18 protein-coding genes and 1 tRNA gene are annotated in these 18,551 nt (G+C 72.6%); 11 read left to right on the top strand and 8 right to left on the bottom strand.

The window, feature by feature from the left end:
* Nucleotides 1-44: 44 nt before the first annotated feature.
* The 6 genes from QRN23_RS11715 to QRN23_RS11690 all read right to left on the bottom strand — a co-directional run bounded on the left by QRN23_RS11715 (nt 45) and on the right by QRN23_RS11690 (nt 6,221).
* Nucleotides 45-881, bottom strand: coding sequence for a crotonase/enoyl-CoA hydratase family protein (locus QRN23_RS11715; RefSeq protein WP_285063615.1), 837 nt, complete (start codon nt 879-881; stop codon nt 45-47).
* Entirely contained in the window at nt 878-1,705 is an 828-nt protein-coding gene (locus QRN23_RS11710; protein ID WP_307785086.1) for an arginase family protein, read from the bottom strand. The genes QRN23_RS11715 and QRN23_RS11710 overlap by 4 nt, the downstream gene beginning before the upstream one ends.
* Before the next feature lie 13 nt (nt 1,706-1,718).
* Nucleotides 1,719-2,795: a DUF418 domain-containing protein gene (locus QRN23_RS11705; RefSeq protein WP_285063614.1), complete on the bottom strand. Its 1,077-nt coding sequence runs from the start codon at nt 2,793-2,795 to the stop codon at nt 1,719-1,721.
* 59 nt (nt 2,796-2,854) lie between these two features.
* On the bottom strand, nt 2,855-3,577 hold the full coding sequence (locus QRN23_RS11700; RefSeq protein ID WP_123570253.1) for a PspA/IM30 family protein: 723 nt from the start codon (nt 3,575-3,577) through the stop codon (nt 2,855-2,857).
* Nucleotides 3,578-3,697: 120 nt separating this feature from the next.
* On the bottom strand, nt 3,698-5,707 hold the full coding sequence (locus QRN23_RS11695) for a TPM domain-containing protein (protein WP_285063613.1): 2,010 nt from the start codon (nt 5,705-5,707) through the stop codon (nt 3,698-3,700).
* A 106-nt stretch (nt 5,708-5,813) separates the two neighbouring features.
* Nucleotides 5,814-6,221, bottom strand: coding sequence for a hypothetical protein (locus tag QRN23_RS11690; protein WP_285063612.1), 408 nt, complete (start codon nt 6,219-6,221; stop codon nt 5,814-5,816).
* Nucleotides 6,222-6,271: 50 nt separating this feature from the next.
* Here QRN23_RS11690 and QRN23_RS11685 point away from each other — a divergent pair, with 50 nt between their 5' ends.
* From QRN23_RS11685 to QRN23_RS11675, 3 genes are all read left to right on the top strand, one after another.
* On the top strand, nt 6,272-7,162 hold the full coding sequence (locus tag QRN23_RS11685) for an EamA family transporter (protein WP_123570250.1): 891 nt from the start codon (nt 6,272-6,274) through the stop codon (nt 7,160-7,162).
* Nucleotides 7,163-7,303: 141 nt separating this feature from the next.
* Nucleotides 7,304-7,519 carry a hypothetical protein gene (locus tag QRN23_RS11680; protein WP_148053617.1) on the top strand — a complete coding sequence of 72 codons (216 nt, stop codon included), beginning with the start codon at nt 7,304-7,306 and terminating at the stop codon, nt 7,517-7,519.
* A gap of 105 nt (nt 7,520-7,624) precedes the next feature.
* Nucleotides 7,625-8,209 (top strand): recombinase family protein, encoded by a 585-nt coding sequence (locus QRN23_RS11675; protein WP_123570249.1) that lies wholly within the window; start codon nt 7,625-7,627, stop codon nt 8,207-8,209.
* Between the two features lie 67 nt (nt 8,210-8,276).
* On the opposite strand, the gene QRN23_RS11670 is transcribed toward QRN23_RS11675, so the two are convergent.
* A tRNA-Arg gene (locus tag QRN23_RS11670) sits at nt 8,277-8,351 on the bottom strand.
* A 77-nt stretch (nt 8,352-8,428) separates the two neighbouring features.
* Here QRN23_RS11670 and QRN23_RS11665 point away from each other — a divergent pair.
* On the top strand, nt 8,429-9,148 hold the full coding sequence (locus tag QRN23_RS11665) for a pyridoxine/pyridoxamine 5'-phosphate oxidase (protein WP_158612839.1): 720 nt from the start codon (nt 8,429-8,431) through the stop codon (nt 9,146-9,148).
* Between the two features lie 101 nt (nt 9,149-9,249).
* Nucleotides 9,250-10,077 (top strand): gamma-glutamyl-gamma-aminobutyrate hydrolase family protein, encoded by an 828-nt coding sequence (locus QRN23_RS11660; protein ID WP_285063611.1) that lies wholly within the window; start codon nt 9,250-9,252, stop codon nt 10,075-10,077.
* Between the two features lie 39 nt (nt 10,078-10,116).
* Here the strand turns inward: QRN23_RS11660 and QRN23_RS11655 are convergent, their stop codons facing one another.
* On the bottom strand, nt 10,117-10,743 hold the full coding sequence (locus QRN23_RS11655; RefSeq protein ID WP_285063610.1) for a hypothetical protein: 627 nt from the start codon (nt 10,741-10,743) through the stop codon (nt 10,117-10,119).
* 64 nt (nt 10,744-10,807) lie between these two features.
* Here QRN23_RS11655 and argS point away from each other — a divergent pair, with 64 nt between their 5' ends.
* From argS to thrB, 6 genes are all read left to right on the top strand, one after another.
* Nucleotides 10,808-12,469, top strand: coding sequence for an arginine--tRNA ligase (argS, locus tag QRN23_RS11650; protein ID WP_173151002.1), 1,662 nt, complete (start codon nt 10,808-10,810; stop codon nt 12,467-12,469).
* Nucleotides 12,470-12,552: 83 nt separating this feature from the next.
* Nucleotides 12,553-13,332, top strand: coding sequence for an LmeA family phospholipid-binding protein (locus QRN23_RS11645; protein WP_285063609.1), 780 nt, complete (start codon nt 12,553-12,555; stop codon nt 13,330-13,332).
* 67 nt (nt 13,333-13,399) lie between these two features.
* On the top strand, nt 13,400-14,830 hold the full coding sequence (lysA, locus tag QRN23_RS11640; RefSeq protein ID WP_285063608.1) for a diaminopimelate decarboxylase: 1,431 nt from the start codon (nt 13,400-13,402) through the stop codon (nt 14,828-14,830).
* A gap of 69 nt (nt 14,831-14,899) precedes the next feature.
* Complete coding sequence (locus QRN23_RS11635) at nt 14,900-16,231, top strand: homoserine dehydrogenase (RefSeq protein ID WP_056045923.1); 1,332 nt, start codon at nt 14,900-14,902, stop codon at nt 16,229-16,231.
* On the top strand, nt 16,231-17,313 hold the full coding sequence (thrC, locus tag QRN23_RS11630; protein ID WP_056045920.1) for a threonine synthase: 1,083 nt from the start codon (nt 16,231-16,233) through the stop codon (nt 17,311-17,313). The genes QRN23_RS11635 and thrC overlap by 1 nt, the downstream gene beginning before the upstream one ends.
* Nucleotides 17,310-18,263, top strand: a complete 954-nt coding sequence (gene thrB / locus QRN23_RS11625) for a homoserine kinase (RefSeq protein WP_123570242.1) — start codon at nt 17,310-17,312, stop codon at nt 18,261-18,263. The genes thrC and thrB overlap by 4 nt, the downstream gene beginning before the upstream one ends.
* The last annotated feature ends 288 nt before the right edge of the window (nt 18,264-18,551 follow it).

The raw sequence follows: 18,551 nt of genomic DNA, 5'->3' as shown, positions 1-18,551 counted from the left end.
GGGTGGGCGGGCTCTTTCGTGTGCCCACGACCGAGGAGGCGCGGTCAGCGTCCCGTGAACTCGGCGGCGGTCCGCGAGACGAAGGCCTCGAACCCGATCCGGGCGTCGTCCGAGGCGAGCAGCCGCACGAGCTCGGGCTGCAGGCGGGCCTCGGCCGCGGCGTCGCCGTCACGCACTGCGAGCCGGGCGTTCGCCAGGGTGGCCTGCACGGCCATGGGTGCCTGGGCGGCGATGCGACGGGCGAGGTCGAGGGCGTGGTCGAATGCCGACCCGACGTCCACCAGGTCCTGCACGAGTCCGATGCGCCGCGCCTCCTCGGCGTCGAGGAGGTCGCCGGTCAGCAGGTACCGCATGGCGTCGCCCCAACCGACCCGGCGGGGGAGGCGAATCGTCGCGCCACCGAAGGGGAGGATGGCGCGGCTCACCTCGATCTGACCGAAGCGGGCGTCCCTGCTCGCCACCACGACGTCGCTCGCCAGGGCGAGCTCGACCCCGAGGGTCAAGCAGGTGCCCTGCACGGCCATCACCACGGGCTTGCCCACCTGGCGACCGTGGACCTGCCACGGATCGAGGCCACCCTCGGGGACCACGTCGAGGCCCTCCGCGGTGACCGCGGGCACGACGTCGCCGAGGTCGAGTCCCGCCGTGAAGTGGTCGCCGTGGGCGAAGAGCAGTCCCACCCACAGGTCGGGGTCGCGGTCGAGTTCGCCGTAGGCCAGGGCCAGTTCGCGCAGCATCCGCAGGTCGGCCGCGTTGCGCTTCTCGGGCCGGTCGAGGCCGATCAGCAGCACGTGGCCGTCCCGCTCCACCGTGACGCGCGGACGGTCGGCGGCGGAGGCGGCGGGGTCGGCCGGGGCGGCGCTCGGGGGGCCCGCGCTCATCGGGACAGGGCTCCGAGGATGCGCAGGATCGGGCCCATGTCGTCGGAGGCGGCCTCGGCGTCGACCGGCGCGAACGAGCACAGGCCCGCGCCGACCAGGGAGAAGCGCTCTTTCAGGGCCGTGATCGTCTCGATCAACACCCCGAGCTCGAGACCGAACGGCTGGGGGTCGAGGAGGCCCTCGATCACCCCCGGGTCCAGCACGTCGAGGTCGACGTGGAGGTACACCTCGGTGGCGCCGGACGCCTCGACGGCGGCGACCACCTCGGCCGGGTCGAAGTCCAGCGACGACACCGTGGGGACGTGGCGGCTCTCGATGTAGCGGTCTTCCGCGTCGTCGTAGCTGCGAGCCCCGGCGAGCACGACCCGGGCGGGGTCGAGCGGTTCGGGCGTCGGACCGGGGCCGATGGTCGGGAGGTCCTCGGTGGCGTCACCGATCAGGGCCCGCAGCACCATGCCGCTGAAGGCACCGCTCTCGCTGCTGCGCGGGCTGTGGAGGTCGGGGTGCGCGTCGAACCAGACCACGGCGGTGCGGGGGGTGACCGCGTGGCGGACCGCGGCGAACTCGACGCCGCAGTCGCCGCCCACCACGATCGCGGGGGAGTCGTCGGCCCGCAGCTCGCGTCCGACCGACTCGGCGATGGTGAGCACCGACGAGAGCCGGTGCACCCGCGTGCCGAGCGAGTCGCCCGCACCCACCGGGACCTCGACCAGGGTGGTGGCCGTCGACGGCAGGTCTCCGAGGACGGCGTACGCACCCTCGGCGAGCCGCATGGCGCGCGACGACGGAGAACCCTGCCACTGTGGAACCACGACGAACCTCACGCGCGTCAGTCTGTCACGGGCGGGGGCCCGTGCTCCAGGCCCAGGGACGACTCAGCGCCCCGACGGCGCGCTCCAGCGGCCCGCGCCCGACGTACCGTTGCCAGAGGGTGGCGTAGACGAGCGTGAGGACGACGGCGACGACCAGGTGGCCCAGGGGCAGGCCGTAGGCGGCGGCAGGGTCGGACAACCGGTACACGGTGAACAGCGGCGCGGTGATCAGCACGTGGGCCGTGTAGACGGTGAGCGGTTGCGCGCCCGTGGCCGCGAGGGGTCGGAGGACGGTGCGGACGACCGCAGCCGCGCCTCCTCGTCCGCGACCCTGGGGCGTCACGGGACGACGCGGGGTGGTGGCGAGCAGGAGCAGTCCGAGCACGGCGGCGGCGACGCCGCCCGAGCCGACGATCTCGGCAGGCATGCCTTCGTGGTCGGCCGGGTCGAACCAGGGGATCGAGGAGGCGCCGGGCAGGAACCGCGCCGCGTACCCCACGATCGCGGCCGACGTCCCGGCGACGATCAGCGTGACCTGGGTCCGGGTGCGGATCAGGTCGGAACGAGCCGCGACGAGACCGACGAGCAGGAAGGGCGTCCAGACCAGCGCCGGGTAGGCGCCGACGAGCAGGGCCTGGGTCGCCAGGCCGGCGGCGCCGGACACCGCGGTGTCGCCGTAGGCGTCGACGGGGACGGACGAGGCCAGCCACGGGGCCACGACGGCGAGCAGGGCGGCGGCCGCCAACAGTACGGCCCGGGGGGCGAAGAGCAGACCCAGTGCCAGGACGAACATCACGCCGTAGTAGGGCAGGATCACCAGGAGGTAGGGGTTCCAGGCCTGCAACGCGAGGCCCAGCACGACGAGGAGGCCCGCCCGGATGGCGATCCCGCCGACGACCCGCCCTCGACCGCCGCGGGGCGTCGGCCGGGCGCCTCCCGACATCAGACCGAGCGAGACGCCGGCGAGGGTCGCGAACAGGATCGCCGACCGCCCGTCGAAGACGCGCTCGTCGAGCAGCGGCCGAGGCCACATGTGGGCGGCGAACATGCCGAACACGGCGAGGCCGCGGGCGACGTCGACGCCCATCAGGCGGGGTGCCACCCGGCGCGCCTGCACCGGCGGGACGTCCACCGGCGCAGGCGTGACGGGCGGCGGCTGGCTCACTTGTCGAGCGCGCCGAGCTTGAGGGCGGCGAGGCGGGCGTCGACCTCGGTCTGCTCCCCGAGGTCGTCGAGACCTTCGAACTGGGCGTCGAGGCTCGAGGCCGCGAGCTCTTGACGACCGAGCATCTTGGCCTCCTCGCGGCGGACCTTGTCCTCGAAGCGGCTGATCTCGCTCGTCGGGTCGAGGATGTCGATGCTCTGGACGGCGTCGGCGACCTTGGTCTGGGCCTCGACGGTCTTCGAGCGCGCGTTCAGTTCGTCGCGCTTGGCGGCGAGCTGGTCGAGCTTGGACCGCATGCCGCTCAGCCCCGTCTTGAGCTTGTCGACGACGTCCGTCTGGGAGGCGATCTGCGGCTCCGCCGTCTTCGCCTCCTTCTCGCTCTGCAGCTGCTTGCCGAGGGCCACGCGAGCGAGGGCGTCGAACTTGTCGGCGTCGACCGTGTTGCCCGACGAGCGCAGCTCGTCGGCCTTGTTGCTCGCCGCGAGGGCCTTGCGCTCCCAGTCCGCTGCGGCGGCGACGTCCTCGGCGTGGTCCTGCTCGAGGAGGCGCAGGTTGCCGATGGTGGTCGCGACGGCTTCCTCGGCCTCGGCGATGCTGTTGGTGTAGTCGCGGACCATCTGGTCCAGCATCTTGCTGGGGTCCTCGGCCTGGTCGAGCAGGCTGTTGATGTTCGCGCGGGTCAGTTGCGCGATGCGTCCGAAGATCGACTGCTTTGCCATGGTGCGTCCTTTCGAGAGGTGGTGCCGTGGAGTGGTGCTCGTCTTGTCGGTCGTGCTGCTGTCTCGGGGCGGAGGGGGGCGGATGGGGCGGAACGGGGCGTGGACCGTGACGGGCGGGCCCTAGAACCGTCCGCCGCCCGAGCTGCGGCCGCCTCCGCCGCCACCCCCGCCGCCGAAGCCACCGCCCCCACCGAAGCCGCCGCCACCCCCGCCGAAGCCTCCGCCGCCACCGCCGAAGCCGCCGCCACCCCCGCTGAAGAGACCACCGAGCAGCATGCCGGTGACGATGCCGCCGAGATCGGCCCCGGCCGACCCCCGCGTGCCGACTCCGCCGCCGAACGGGCTCGCCTGCTGGTAGGACGAGACCTCGGCCTCGGCACCGGCGGCTGCAGCCTGCGACAACTGGACGGCCTGGTGGGCCTCGAACAGGGCGGCGTCGCGGTCGGACGTCGCGAGCGACACCGCGGTGGCCAGGTGACGTTCGGCCTCGGACAACCGGGTGCGCGGCTGCGGGCCGATGGCGCCGCGACGGGTCTCGATGAAGTCGCGGGTGGCGCTGATCTGACTCCGCGCGGTCAGCAGCGCCTGGTCGAGGGCCGCCTGGGCCCGGCGCTGCTTCTCGGAGTCTTCGCGCACGGCCGCCAGCACCTGGTCGATGCGGTCGTTGGCAGCACCGAGCGAGGCGACGACGGCGAGCGGGTCGTCGGTCGTCGTCTCGGCCAGCGCGACGGAGGCCCGTGCGGCCGAGACGGAACCGGCGACGTCGACGCCCTGCGGGGCCGAACCGTCGGGCAGCCCCTCGGCCGTCGCGATGTCCTGCCGCAGGTCGAGGGTCATGGCCGAGATGGTGCTGCCCGCCGTCCGCAGCGACTCGGCGGCCCCGTCGACCGCGCTGAGCAGCTGGTCGACCTGCGCCAGGGCCTGACGGGCCTCCCGGACGGCGACGACGGCCTCCGAGGTGGAGGACGACGCCAGCGCGGTCGCCGCCGTGCCGGTCCTCTCGTCGGCGAACTCGAGCAGACGGTCGGCCTGGTCGTCGTTCTGGTCGATCGACGCGACCGCCTGCGCCGAGTAGATCGTGGTCAGCTCGCCGATGACGGTGCGGGCCGAGGCGAGCCGGGCTCGTCGGGTCGCGACCTCGCCGGGGAGGGCCGCCACGTCGCTCGGTGCCCGCCCCTCGGCCTCACGCAGCTCGTCGAACGCGGCGGACTGCTCGGCGAGCGACGCGTCGGCCGCCTCGCACAACTCGATGATGCGGGTGGTCCACTCGCGGCGTTGTTCGGAGGAGTCGGGGACGGAGTCGTCCAGCTTCTGCTGCAGGGCGAACGCCTCGCGGGCGTGCACCCGGGCCGCGTCGAGTGCTTCGGCGAACGGTCGGGCCGCGTCGTCGCCGAACTGTGCCGCCGCGAAACCGACCTCGTGAGCGCCCGCGGTCAACTCGTCGTCGAGGGCGACCAGCACCCGTGCGGCACGCTTGTCGAGTTCGTCCTGGCGGGCCTCCTGCGCGTCGGACTCGCTGCGTCGACGTCGTGCCCGGCGGACCACGACGACGACGGCGACGGCCGCCGCGACGAGGACCAGCACGAGCAGCGCCCAGAGCACCCAGCTGAGGTCGGGCCCGGCCTCGTCGCTGCGGATGCCGTCGGCCAGGGCGACGGCGGCACCGGCCCAGTCGCCGTCACGCAGCTCGGGCACGACGACGTCGGTCTGCAGCGCCTGCCGGTCCGATTCCGAGATCACGGACGTGTCGGCCGAGAGGTCGTAGAACTGGTCGTCGACCGCCACCGAGAGCAGCACGTCGTTCGCACCCAGTTGGTTCAGGGACGCCGTCGCCTCGCCCCAGGCCGTGCGGTCGGAAGGCGAGGAGAAGGAGTCGACGTAGACGACGAAGAGGTTGACGCCGGTGTCGGTCGCGAGCCGGTCGAGTGCGTCGGTCACCTCGGCCTCGTCCGCGCTCGACAGCACGTCGGCCTGGTCGACCACGTAGGCGCCCGAGAACTCGACCGGTTCGACGGCCTGGGCCGGGACCGCACCGAAGGCGACCGTGCCGACCACGGCCAGGACCGCCGCGGCGACGGCGGCCACCGTTCGTCTCGTCGGTCGTCGGCCGGTCGTGGATCTCGTGCTCACGACGCTCCCCTCGCTCGTTGCGGGGGAGTCTATCGACGGCCCCCGTCAGACCGCCCGGGGTGCCGTGCACGCGCAGGAGGTGACGTCGAACCGGCCGCCGGACGGGTCAGGAGACGAAGAGCAGGCCCACCGACGCGACGGCGCAGACCGCCCCGACGGCGTAGAGCACGACCCCCACGGTGCGGGGAGCCCGTCCGTCGTCGTGCGGGGGGTGGACGCGGGCCCGGTGGGGTCGGTCGGGGTCGTAGTGCACGGTGAGCTCGGTCTCGAGCGGCGTCGTCACCGGGACGTCGCCGAACTGCGTCTCGTGCAGCTGCCCGTCGACGTCCATCCATCGGGCGGTGGCGGCACGGGCCCAGTCGGGCGGCGGGATGACCACGCCGACGGTTCTCTCGAGGCGGGTCGCGCGGCGCCGGAGCACCCACCCGGCCAGGAGGAAGGGCGTGCCGACGATGAACCCGAACCAGCCGAAGAGCTCCACCACCGGCGAGATGACGGAGAAGGCGTCGCTCATGCCACGATCGTACTGTGCCGCCGCGCACCCCGTGACGAACCCGGAGCCCCGTGAACCCCAGCCCCCTCGGCCGTGTGCCGTCGCCCCTGCTCGCCGTCGCGGCGATCGTCTCGGTGCAGTTCGGGGCCGCCCTCGCCAAGACGCATTTCGAGGCCCTGGGACCGCTGGGCGCCGCCAGCCTGCGCCTCGCCTTCGGCGCGACGCTCCTGGTGCTCGTCTTCCGACCGCGCCCCTGGCGGTGGCCCCGCCGGACGTGGCCGGGCGTGGTCCTGCTGGGTCTCGCCCTCGCCGGGATGAACTCGCTCATCTACCTCGCGATCGACGTCGTGCCGCTCGGGGTCGCGGTCACCCTCGAGTTCCTCGGTCCGCTGGTCGTGGCACTCGTGCAGACGAGACGCTGGTGGGACGCGGCCTGGGCCCTGCTCGCCCTCGCCGGGGTCGTGCTGCTCGGCTCCGACTCGACCGGGGCGATCCCCGTCGTCGGCGTGCTGCTCGCCCTCGGCGCCGGGGCGTTCTGGGCCTGCTACATCCTCGCGAACGCCGCCCTGGGTCGAGGCCGTGACCCGATGGGCGCCCTCGCGACCGCGATGCTGGTCGCCGCCCTCGTGGTCGTCCCGTTCGGGGCGCACGACGCGACGGTGGCCGTCCGGGCCGACCCGCGCCTCTTGCTGGTGTTCCTCGTGGTGGCCGCCCTGACCTCCGCGATCCCGTACGCGCTCGAGTCGGTGGCGCTGCGGCGGCTGCCGACGCGCGTGTTCGGCGTCCTGTCGAGCCTGGGGCCGGCGGTGGCAGCCCTGGCCGGCCTCGTCGTGCTCGGCGAGGCGCTCGGGGTGCGCGAGGTCGTCGCCCTCGCCTGCGTCACGGCGGCGAGCGTCGGGGTCACGATCGCGGCCGGTCGCCGACGGCGTCGTGGGGCCCTGCCCGAGGCTCCGCCGGCCTGATCGGACGGCGAGGCCCCGCCTCTGTCCGAGGAACGAGTCAGAGGACCAGTCTGACAACTCCACGGGGACTTGTACCCCACCTGCGGGGTACGCTGCGATGACGGCCCGGTACGAGGGCCGGAGAACGAAGAAGGAGACATCATGGGTGCTGTCTTGGAGCGCACGTCCCGAGCGGAGGTCGTCCCCCTGGGTGACGGATTCCACCGCGTGTCGACGCCGACCGCCGGGGTGATCGGGTTCGTGCACGAGTCCGACGGGTTGTTCGAGGTGCTGCGGGGTCGCGTCCGCACCGCCGTCCGGCGTGAGGGTTCGTACCGCACGCTCGACGTCGCCGTGATCGCGCTCACCTACAGTTGAGCTCGACCCACCACTGACGCACGCCTCCCGGCGGACGTCCTCGAGGCCTCGCCGTCGGCGGGGCCTCACCTCTCTGTCCACCCTCGCCTCGCCGGAAGGCCCACCGTGACCGTCGTCGGGTACGCCCGCATCTCGCGAGACGACCCGTCGTCCGATCGCCAGGTGGAGCGCCTGCGGGCGGGCGGGTGCGAACGGGTCTTCGTCGACCACGCCACCGGAACCAGGCAGTCCCGCCCCGAGTTCGCCAAGGCCATCGGCAGCCTGCGGGAAGGCGACGTCTTCGTCGTGACGAACGTCGACCGGATCGGCCGCTCGGTGGCCGAGCTGGTGGGGGTGATGGCGACCCTCGACGCCCTGGGCGTCGCCTTCCGCTCGATCGACGAGCAGATCGACGAGCTCAACGCCTACGGCCGCTTCTTCTTCCGCGTCACCGCCGCCCTGGCCCGCTTCGACGAGCAGGTCGGCGGTGAGCTGCACCGTGCCGAGACCCGCAAACGGCAGGAGGCGCGGGTGGCGCAGACCCCGAAGCCCCCCGTCTCGAGACGCCGCCTCGACGCGGCCCGTCAGCTACGGGCCGGGGGAGCGAGCATGCGCGAGGCCGCCGAGCACGTCGCCGTCCCCGAACGCGTCCTGCGTCGCGAGCTCGACCGCGACGACGCCGACCGCGCCCGCCGCCAGCAGTCCGACTGACCTGCCGGGGCCGTTCGACCGCGGCACCGGAAGGCCTGCGCATCGAGAGGGGCTTCGAGAGAAGAAGTGGTGCCCCCAGGCAGATTCGAACTGCCGCCCCTGCCTCCGGAGGGCAGTGCTCTATCCCCTGAGCTATGGGGGCCCGGGAACGTCGTCCAGGTTAGCAGCGAATCGGTCCGGCCTGGGACGGCCCCGCCGCGGGAGGTGCATCGTGGGGGAGTGACCGACGACACCAGCACCGACCGAGCCGACTCCGGCACCCGTTCCGACCGCACCGACCCCGAGGGTCCGACGCTGCGCGAGCGTCTCCGCTCCGCCAAGGTCTTCCACCCCGAGTTGCCCACCTTCGACGTCGACGACGTGGCCGACGACGCGGTCGACCAGTTCGTCGCGTGGCTCGTCGAGGCCGTCGACCAGGACGTCGCCCAGCCGCACGCCATGGTGATCTCGACCTCGTCGTCCGACGGCGACGTCACGGCCCGCACCCTGCTCCTCAAGGACGTCGACGACGGTGCCCTCTGGTTCGCGACCTCGTCGATCAGCCCGAAGGGACGGCAGATCGCCGAGAACCCCCGGGTGGCGCTCACCCTGTACTGGCGCGAGCAGGGCCGCCAGGTCCGCGTGCTCGGCCGGGCGACGCCCGGTCCGCGCGACGTCAGCGAGAAGGACTTCACCGCTCGCCACCCCGACTCGCGCGCCGTCGCGATGACGCAGCCGCAGAGCAGCCCGATCACCGACGAGGCCGAGACGCGGCGTCGCCTCGCCGAGGCCAAGGCCACGATCGAGTCCGACGACACCTTCGTCCCCGACGACTGGACGGCCTGGCGGGTCGACCCCACCTCGATCGAGTTCTGGCAGGCCACCACGGGCCGAGACCAGGTGCGCCTGCGGTACGACCGCGACGGCGACGGCTGGACCCGCGCCTCCTTGTGGCCCTGACCACCCCTGAGGGAGCCGGCGGCGCGACCGCTGCCGCCGCAGCGGCGTAACGCGACGACACGCACCTGGCAGGGCGCCCGTCCCGACGGCAGCATGGAGCCATGACCTCGTACGCCGCCCCGTCGACCCGCCCGAGCGACCCCGCCGTCGCCTCGATGCGTCTCGCCGTGGTCGAGGTCGCCCGGCACCGGCCGCACGCCCCCGAGTACCACGCCTACGTCGACGACATGAACTCCCGAGTCCGCGCGACCGCCGAGGCCGCGGGCTGGCAGGCGACGCGTTTCGCCGCGGGCGACCTCGGCACCGACGAGCTGTTGCGCGTGACCGCTGACGCCGATGCGATCGTCGTCCTCGGTGGCGAGGACCTCTCTCCCCGTCTCTACGGAGGCGCGACCGGCTACCCGGGGGAGGGTCGCCACGACCCCGTGGCCGACGAGGCCCAGCTCGCCGTCGTGCGCCGCGCCGTCGCCCGCCGCACTCCGCTGCTGGGTATCTGCCGCGGCCACCAAGTGATCAACGTCGCCCTCGGCGGAGACCTCGTGCAACACCTGGACGACCACGACGGGGTGCACCGCACCCCCGACGCGCCGGTCGACCAGCTCATGCACCCGCACGCCGTCGGGCTCGAGCCCGGTAGTCGCCTCGCGCGGGCCCTCGGCACCGAGCCCGTCGTCCAGAGCGCGCACCACCAGGCCGTCGGCCGCCTGGGCCAGGGCCTGCGCGTCGTCGGCCGCGCCTCCGACGGCACCGTCGAGGCCGTCGAGCACGACTCGGCCCCGGTCGTCGGCGTGCAGTGGGACCCCGAAGACAGAGGAGCCCCGGTCGGCCAGCTCGAGGCGCTGTTGGCCTCCCTGGCCGCCTCAGTCGCGGTAGGGCGCCTCGCCGCGTCCGTCGCCTCGCGAACGGACCAGGAGGCGCTGGTCGCCTAGGCCGCGTTCCTCACCGGAGCGCGCCTCCCGCCCTCGGTCTCAGTCGACCTGCTTCAGCGCCGACAGCACGGCAGACACGACCGGCTCGGCGTCGCCGGGTTCGAGGAAGGTCGTCGAACGGGCGACGACGAACGCCGGCGACGAGAACGCCTCGGCCGTGCCGATCTCACCGGGGGTGTCGAAGTAGCCCTCGACGCCGAAGGTCGGCACCGAGTTGCTGGTCGCGACGAGGTCGTTGGCCAGCTCGTCGAGGCTGTCCGCGTCGAAGTGCGCGACACCGACCGTGACGGTGGCGCCGCTGGAGTCCTGCCACGTGCACGTCGTGCCGTCCGCGTCGGCGACCTGCTGCAGGGCCTCACCGTCGCGGCTCGCGTCGCCGCTCGCCTCGTCGTCGGCGACGGCCGTCAACCCCGGGTACCAGGAGGCGAGCGAGCCGGGATCGAGCAGCTCGCCGCAGTCGACGTCGAACGGGGTGCTCACGAGCTCGGGCGTGGCCGCCGCCGTCGGCGTCGCGACGGGGGTGGAGGACGACTCCTCGCCCGTGGTCGGGGTCGCGCTCGGCGCGGCCTGCGACGGTGCCGTGCAGGCGGTCAGAGTCAGGGCGAGGGCACCCGTCACGACGAGGGTGCGCAGGACGACGGGGGAGCGGGTCGAGGCGGGGCTCATCCCTCCATCATCACCGACGTCGGGCTCGTCGTCGTCTCCGTGCCTCCCGGTAAGATCGACCCTCGTGACTCCCGCCGAACTCTCCACGTCCCTGCTCGCCGTCGTCCAGGGCGTCCTCGAACGCCGAGGCACCGTCGACGTGGCGGTGACCGAGGGCGACGTGGCGCTCGAGCGTCCGAAGAACCGCGAGCACGGCGACTGGGCGTCGAACGTGGCCATGAAGTTCGCCAAGCGCGTCGGCACGAACCCCCGTGAGCTCGCCACCGACATCGCGGCCGACCTGGCCGAGGTCGACGGCGTCGCCGACGTCGACGTCGCGGGCCCCGGGTTCATCAACATCCGCCTCGACGCCGCGGCCGCGGGCCTCCTCGCGCGCTCGATCGTCGAGCAGGGCGAGTCCTACGGTCGCGGCGACTACTACCGGGGCGTCACCATCGACCTCGAGTTCGTCTCGGCGAACCCCACCGGCCCGATCCACCTCGGCGGCGTGCGCTGGGCAGCGGTCGGCGACAGCCTCGCCCGCGTGTTCCAGGCGCAGGGCGCGCTCGTCACCCGCGAGTACTACTTCAACGACCACGGTGGGCAGATCGACCGTTTCGCCCGCAGCCTCCTGGCCAGCGCGCTCGGCGAACCCACCCCCGACGACGGCTACGGCGGGCAGTACATCGGCGACATCGTCGAGCGCGTCGTGGCCTCGACCGGCGTCGACGCCGCCGCCCTGCCGCGTGACGAGGCGCAAGAGGTCTTCCGCGCCGCCGGCGTCGACTTCATGTTCGCCGACATCAAGTCGTCCCTGCACGACTTCGGCGTCGACTTCGACGTGTACTTCCACGAGAACGAGCTGCACGAATCCCAGGCCGTCGAGCGCGCCATCGCCCGGCTCCGCGAGCTCGGGCACGTCTACGAGTCCGAGGGCGCCACCTGGCTGCGCACCACCGACTTCGGCGACGACCGCGACCGCGTCATCGTCAAGAGCGACGGCGAGGCCGCCTACATCGCCGGCGACCTGGCGTACTACCTCGACAAGCGCGAACGTGGCTTCGAACGCAACCTCATCATGCTCGGCGCCGACCACCACGGCTACGTCGGTCGCATGATGGCGATGTGCGCGGCGTTCGGCGACGAGCCGGGCGTCAACCTCGAGATCCTCATCGGCCAGATGGTCAACCTGCTGCGCGACGGCGAGCCGATGCGCATGTCCAAGCGTGCGGGCACCGTCGTCACGATGGAGGACCTCGTGGACGCCGTCGGCGTCGACGCCGGCAGGTACTCGCTGGTCCGCAGCCCGGTGAACAGCTCGATCGACATCGACCTCGACCTGCTCACGAAGCGCAGCAACGACAACCCCGTCTTCTACGTCCAGTACGCCCACGCGCGCACCCGTGCGGTCGCGCGCAACGCCGAGGCCGCCGGCGTGACGCGGGACGCGTTCGACGCGTCGCTGCTCACGCACGAGACCGAGAGCGCCCTGCTCGGCGCCCTGTCCGAGCTGCCCCGCGTCGTCGTCCAGGCCGCCGAGTTGCGCGAGCCGCACCGCGTCGCCCGCTACGTCGAAGAACTCGCCGGCACCTACCACCGCTGGTACGACACGTGCCGCGTCACGCCGCTCGGCGACGACGAGGTCACCGACCTGCACCGCACCCGCCTGTGGCTCAACGACGCGGCGGGCCAGGTCATCCGCAACGGGCTCGGACTGCTGGGCGTCTCGGCACCCGACCGCATGTGACCGCGCGCGCCGCGCCTCCTCGCTCTCGACCGCAGGAGGCGCGGCGTGAGCGTCCCTCGCCACCCGGCTGACAAGATGGCCCGATGAGCGACATCGACTCCGACTTCTTCGAGGCCAAGCCCGTCGCCCGTCGCCGTGGCCGGGGCTTCGGCATCTTCGTCTTCGTCCTGCTCGGGATCGTGGTCGTGCTGGGGATTCTGGCCGTGGTCGCCGACCTCGTCGTGCGGACGGTCGCCGAGGACCAGGCCGAGAAGCAGATCTCGCAGCAACTCGGCGACGCGGCCGGTCCCGTCGACGTGCAGATCGGCGGATTCTCGATGCTCTGGCAGCTGGTGCAGGGCACCATCGAGCAGGCCACCATCTCGTCCGCCGGGTCCTCGGGCGGCCTGTCGTTCGACTTCGACGTCCGCGACGTGCCGACCGACCTGAGCGGTTCGACCGGGGCCATCACCGGCACGGTCACCGCCGACGCGGCGACCGTCAACGGGCTCGCGGCCGTGCAGGAGAGCGGCGGAGCGATCTCCTTCGGCGACGGACAGGTCACCTACGCCCGCGACTTCACCATCCCGCTCGTGAACACGGTCGTCCCCGTGGACGTCGTCGCGACCCCCTCGATCACGAGCGAGGGCCGGGTCATCTCGCTCACCCCGACCACGGCGTCGCTGCGGGACACGTCGGTGTCGCTCGACCTCGCCCCCTTCATCGGCGGCTACGCCTTCGACGTGTGCGCCGCGCAGTACCTGCCCCAGGGCACCACCCTCACCGCCGTGAACGTCACGCCGTCGGCGGCGACCCTCGACGTCACGTCGCCGGGCCTGCCGATCTCGTCGAGCGGCATCGGCACCAAGGGGTCCTGCTCCTGACCTCCGGTGTGGCGACGAGGTCGCCCCGACCCTGGCCGTCACGCACCTCGGCGGTCGGTAGGCTCTGATGTCGTTCCCCGTCCTTCGAACCCCCGAGGTCCGCGTGTCCCCGAACCCCCTGGCCCCCGCCTGGCTCCACGAGCCGACCGATGCCGACGCCCTCGACCCGGCCGTCTGGTCGGCCACGGCCCAGCGGTGCTCCGACGGCGAACTCGTGCTCGGCGGCGTCACCGTCTCCGACCTCGTGGCGTCGTTCGGCACGCCGCTGTACGTCCTCGACGAGGACGACGCCCGTGCCCGCGCGGTCGAGGCCGTCCGCTCGTTCGAGCGCGAGGCGGCCCGCATCGGCACGACGGCGACGGTCTACTACGCCGCCAAGGCGTTCCTCTCCGCCGAGGTCGCCCGCTGGGTGGCCGAGGCGGGCATGGCCGTCGACGTCTGCACCGGCGGCGAGTTCGCCGTGGCCCGGGCCGCCGGGGTCGACCCCGCCCGCATGGGGTTCCACGGCAACAACAAGTCGCTCGCCGAGATCGACCGCACGGTCGAGGCCGGCATCGGCACCGTCGTGCTCGACAACGCCGCCGAGGTCGGACGGGTCGCCGCGGCGGCCGAACGGCACGGACGCGTCCAGCGGGTGCGCCTGCGGGTCAACTCGGGGGTCCACGCCTCCACGCACGAGTACCTCGCCACCGCCCGCGAAGACCAGAAGTTCGGCGTCCCGCTCTCCGAGACCGCCGACATCGTCGACTCGATCCGCCGGCAGCCGTCGCTCGAGTTCGTCGGCCTGCACTCGCACATCGGCTCGCAGATCTTCGGCTCGGACGGCTTCGCGGAGGCCGCCCGCCGCCTGCTCGCCGTGCACGCCGACCTGCTGGCGTCCGGCCCGGTGCCCGAGCTCAACCTCGGCGGGGGCTTCGGGATCGCGTACACGAGCGCCGACGACGCCCGCCCGCTTGACGACCTCGCCGTCGCCCTGGCCGACATCGTCCAGGCGGAGTGCCTCCGCCTCGGCGTCGACGTGCCGCTCCTCGCGGTCGAGCCCGGACGCGTCATCGTCGGTCCGGCCGGCACGACGCTCTACGAGGTCGGCACGATCAAGGACGTCTCGGTCGCGATCGACGAGGGCAGCGCGGTGCGCCGCTACGTCAGCGTCGACGGCGGGATGAGCGACAACGCGAGGACGGCCCTGTACGCGGCGGACTACTCCGTGCGCATCGCGAACCGCACCTCCTCGGCCCCGCCCGCTCTCGTGCGGGTTGCCGGGAAGCACTGCGAGAGCGGCGACCTCGTCGTGCTCGCCGACTACCTCCCCGGCGACGTCGTCCCCGGCGACCTGCTCGCGGTGCCCGCCACCGGGGCCTACTGCCACAGCCTCGCCAGCAACTACAACCATGTCGGGCGTCCGCCCGTCGTGGCCGTGCGCGACGGCCGGGCACGCGTGATCGTGCGGGGCGAGAGCGAAGCCGACCTGCTGGCCCGCGACGCCGGCCTCGACTGAGCGATCCGCGCCTCCTCACCTCGTGCGAGCACCGCACCCCGCCGACGAAGCACCCGAGAACGGACTGACATGATCGAATACCGCAACGTGAGGGTCGCCCTGCTGGGCGCCGGCTCCGTGGGGTCGCAGGTGGCGCGGTTGCTGCTCGAGCAGGGCGACGACTTCGCCGGGCGCGCAGGTGCCGGGCTCGAGCTGGTCGGCATCGGGGTGCGCGACGTCGACGCGCCGCGCGACGTCGACCTGCCGCGCGAGCTGTTCACGACCGACGTCGAGTCGCTGATCGTCGGCGCCGACATCGTCGTCGAGTTGATCGGCGGACTCGAGCCGGCCCGCAGCTACGTGCTACAGGCCCTCAACTCGGGGGCCGACGTCATCACGGGCAACAAGGCCCTGCTCGCGAGCCACGGTCCCGAGCTGTTCGACGCCGCCGAGCAGGTGGGCGCGCAGGTGTACTACGAGGCCGCCGTGGCCGGTGCCATCCCGATCATCCGCCCGTTGCGCGACAGCCTCGCCGGCGACCGCGTCCAACGCATCATGGGCATCGTCAACGGCACGACGAACTTCATCCTCGACCGCATGGACACCGACGGCTCGAGCCTCGAGGACGCCCTGGCGACGGCCACGGCCCTGGGTTACGCCGAGGCGGACCCCACGGCCGACATCGAGGGCTACGACGCGGCGCAGAAGGCGGCCATCCTGGCCGGCCTCGCCTTCCACACGGCCGTGCCCCTCTCCGCCGTGCACCGCGAAGGCATCACGTCCGTCACGCACGACCAGGTGGTCGCGGCTCGCAAGGCCGGGTACGTCGTGAAGATCCTGGCGATCTGCGAGCGCCTGGTCGACGACGACGGCGTCGAGGGCGTCAGCGCACGCGTCTACCCGGCGCTCGTTCCGCTGAGCCACCCGCTCGCGGCCGTGCACGGAGCGAAGAACGCCGTCTTCGTCGAGGCCGAGTCGGCCGGAGACCTCATGTTCTACGGCGCCGGAGCCGGGGGAGTCGAGACGGCGTCCGCCGTGTTGGGCGACCTCGTCTCGGCCGCGCGACGCCACGTCATCGGCGGCCCCGGCGTCGCCGAGTCCACCCACGCGAACCTGCCCGTCCTGCCGATCGGTCGCGTGTCCACGCGGTACCAGATCACGCTCGACGTGGCGGACCAGCCGGGCGTCCTCGCCGAGGTCGCCGGGGTGCTCAGCGACCACGGCGTGAGCGTGCACAACGTCGAACAGACGTCGGGTGCGACGCCGGGCGTCACGGGCGAGGGCGACGCCGTGGCCACCGCTACGCTGATCATCGGCACCCACCGGGCGCGCGAGTCCGACCTCGCCGCCACGGTGACCGCCCTGAAGAACGCCACGGTCGTGAACTCCGTCACGAGCGTGCTGAGAGTCGAAGGAGCCTGATGGCCCACCAGTGGCAGGGTGTCCTGCGCGAATACGCCGACCGTCTCGACGTCACCGACGCCACCCCGATCGTCACCCTCGGCGAGGGCGGAACGCCGCTCATCCCGGCTCCGGCCCTGTCGAACCGCACGGGCGCGAAGGTCTACGTCAAGTACGAGGGCATGAACCCGACCGGTTCCTTCAAGGACCGCGGCATGACGATGGCGATCTCGAAGGCCGTCGAACACGGGGCCAAGGCCGTCATCTGCGCGTCGACCGGCAACACGTCCGCCTCGGCCGCCGCCTACGCCGCCCACGCCGGCATCACGGCCGCCGTGCTCGTCCCCGAGGGCAAGATCGCCATGGGCAAGCTGAGCCAGGCCGTCGCGCACGACGGTCAGCTGCTGCAGATCCAGGGCAACTTCGACGACTGCCTCGACATCGCACGCGACCTCGCCGCCAATTACCCGGTGCACCTCGTCAACTCGGTCAACAACGACCGCATCGAGGGCCAGAAGACCGGGGCGTTCGAGGTCGTCGACGTGCTCGGCGACGCCCCCGACTTCCACTTCATCCCGGTCGGCAACGCTGGCAACTACACGGCCTACACGCGCGGCTACCGTGAAGACCTCGAGATCGGCCGCGCCACCAAGCTGCCGCGCATGTTCGGGTTCCAGGCCGCCGGCTCGGCACCGATCGTCGCCGGTGAGGTCGTCAAGGCCCCCGAGACCATCGCCAGCGCGATCCGCATCGGCAACCCCGCCTCGTGGCAGCTCGCCCTCGAGGCGCGTGACCTCACCGACGGCTGGTTCGGGGCCATCACCGACGAAGCCATCCTCGCCGCGCAGAAGATCCTCTCGGCCGAGGTCGGCATCTTCGTCGAGCCCGCGTCGGCCATCAGCGTGGCGGGTCTGCTCGAGCGGGCGGACGCCGGGGTCATCCCCGCCGGGGCCACGGTCGTCCTCACCGTCACGGGCCACGGCCTGAAGGACCCCCAATGGGCCCTGCGGCGCGCCGACGGCAGCGACGTGCAACCGACCGTGGTCGCGAGCGACACGGCCCGGGTGGCCGAGGTGCTCGGTCTCGCACCGGCCTCTGCATGACCCCCGGGGTCGTCGGGCGTTCGGTGCTGGTCAAGGTCCCCGCGACCTCGGCCAACCTCGGTCCCGGCTTCGACACGCTGGGGCTCGCGCTGTCGCTCTACGACGAGCTCGAGGTCACGGCGACCGGTGAGCCCGGGGTCTCGGTCGAGGTCACGGGCGTCGGGGCCGGCCAGGTGCCCACCGACGGGTCGAACCTCGTCGTCCAGGCCGTCGCCGCGGCCTTCGCGTCGGTCGACGTCCCTCTGCCGGGGCTTCGGCTCCGGGCCCGCAACGCGATCCCGCACGGCCGGGGACTCGGGTCGTCCGCAGCCGCGATCGTCTCGGGCATCATGGCCGCCAAGGGACTGCTCGAGGGCACGGTCGAACTCGACTCCGCGGCTCTGCTCGCCCTGGCGACCGAGATGGAGGGTCACCCCGACAACGTGGCACCCGCGCTGTTCGGCGGCCTCACGATCGCCTGGATGAATTCGCACGGTCCGTCCCACAAGCGACTGCTCGTGCACCGAGGCGTGTCGCCCGTCGTGTTCGTGCCCGAATCGACGCTCTCGACGAAGCTGGCGCGGAGCCTGCAGCCCGCCTCCGTTCCGCACGAGGACGCCACGTTCAACGTGTCGCGGTCCGCTCTCCTGGTGGCGGCCCTCGTGCAGAGTCCCGAGTTGTTGCTCGCGGCGACCGAGGACCGCCTGCACCAGAGCTATCGCGCCAGTGCCATGCCCGAGACCGACGCCCTGATCCGCATGCTGCGCGACGCCGGTCTCGCGGCCGTCGTCTCGGGGGCCGGCCCCTCCCTCCTGGTCCTCGGCAGCGACCCGGCACAGCGCTTGTTCGCCGCCGAACTGGTGCGCGAACACGCCGTCTCGGCGTGGCGTCCGTTGATGCTGGCCGTCGATCTCAAAGGTGCTACAGTGGTGCCGCACCCGGTAGAAAACTCAGATTTCCTGGGCATCTAGCTTCGTCCCCGCAGTTCTTCGCAGGGGCTACCGCGTGGGGTCACAAGTCTTCGAGTCCCCGGGTCGCACATCCCGTAGTGCACATATAGCAGTGTTCGTCTGCCGATCTGGTCGGCGCGCACCGCACCTCCCAGGCCTCCTGCTCATCCCGGGCAGCTGCTCGTTCAGGGCAGAGCCGGCACAGGGTCGCCCCCTCGGGGCGAACCCGTTCAGTGCAGGTGAGAGGCCACGAGGTGTGACCAGCTCTGCCCCGCCGATCAACGCGGGGGAGCGAAAGGAACCCATCAC

This window comes from Frigoribacterium sp. ME-P-080 (genome assembly GCF_030209595.1).
GTDB lineage: Bacteria > Actinomycetota > Actinomycetes > Actinomycetales > Microbacteriaceae > Frigoribacterium.
Note: the sequence above shows the minus strand (reverse complement) of the source record. Positions and strands in the feature narration are given on the sequence as shown.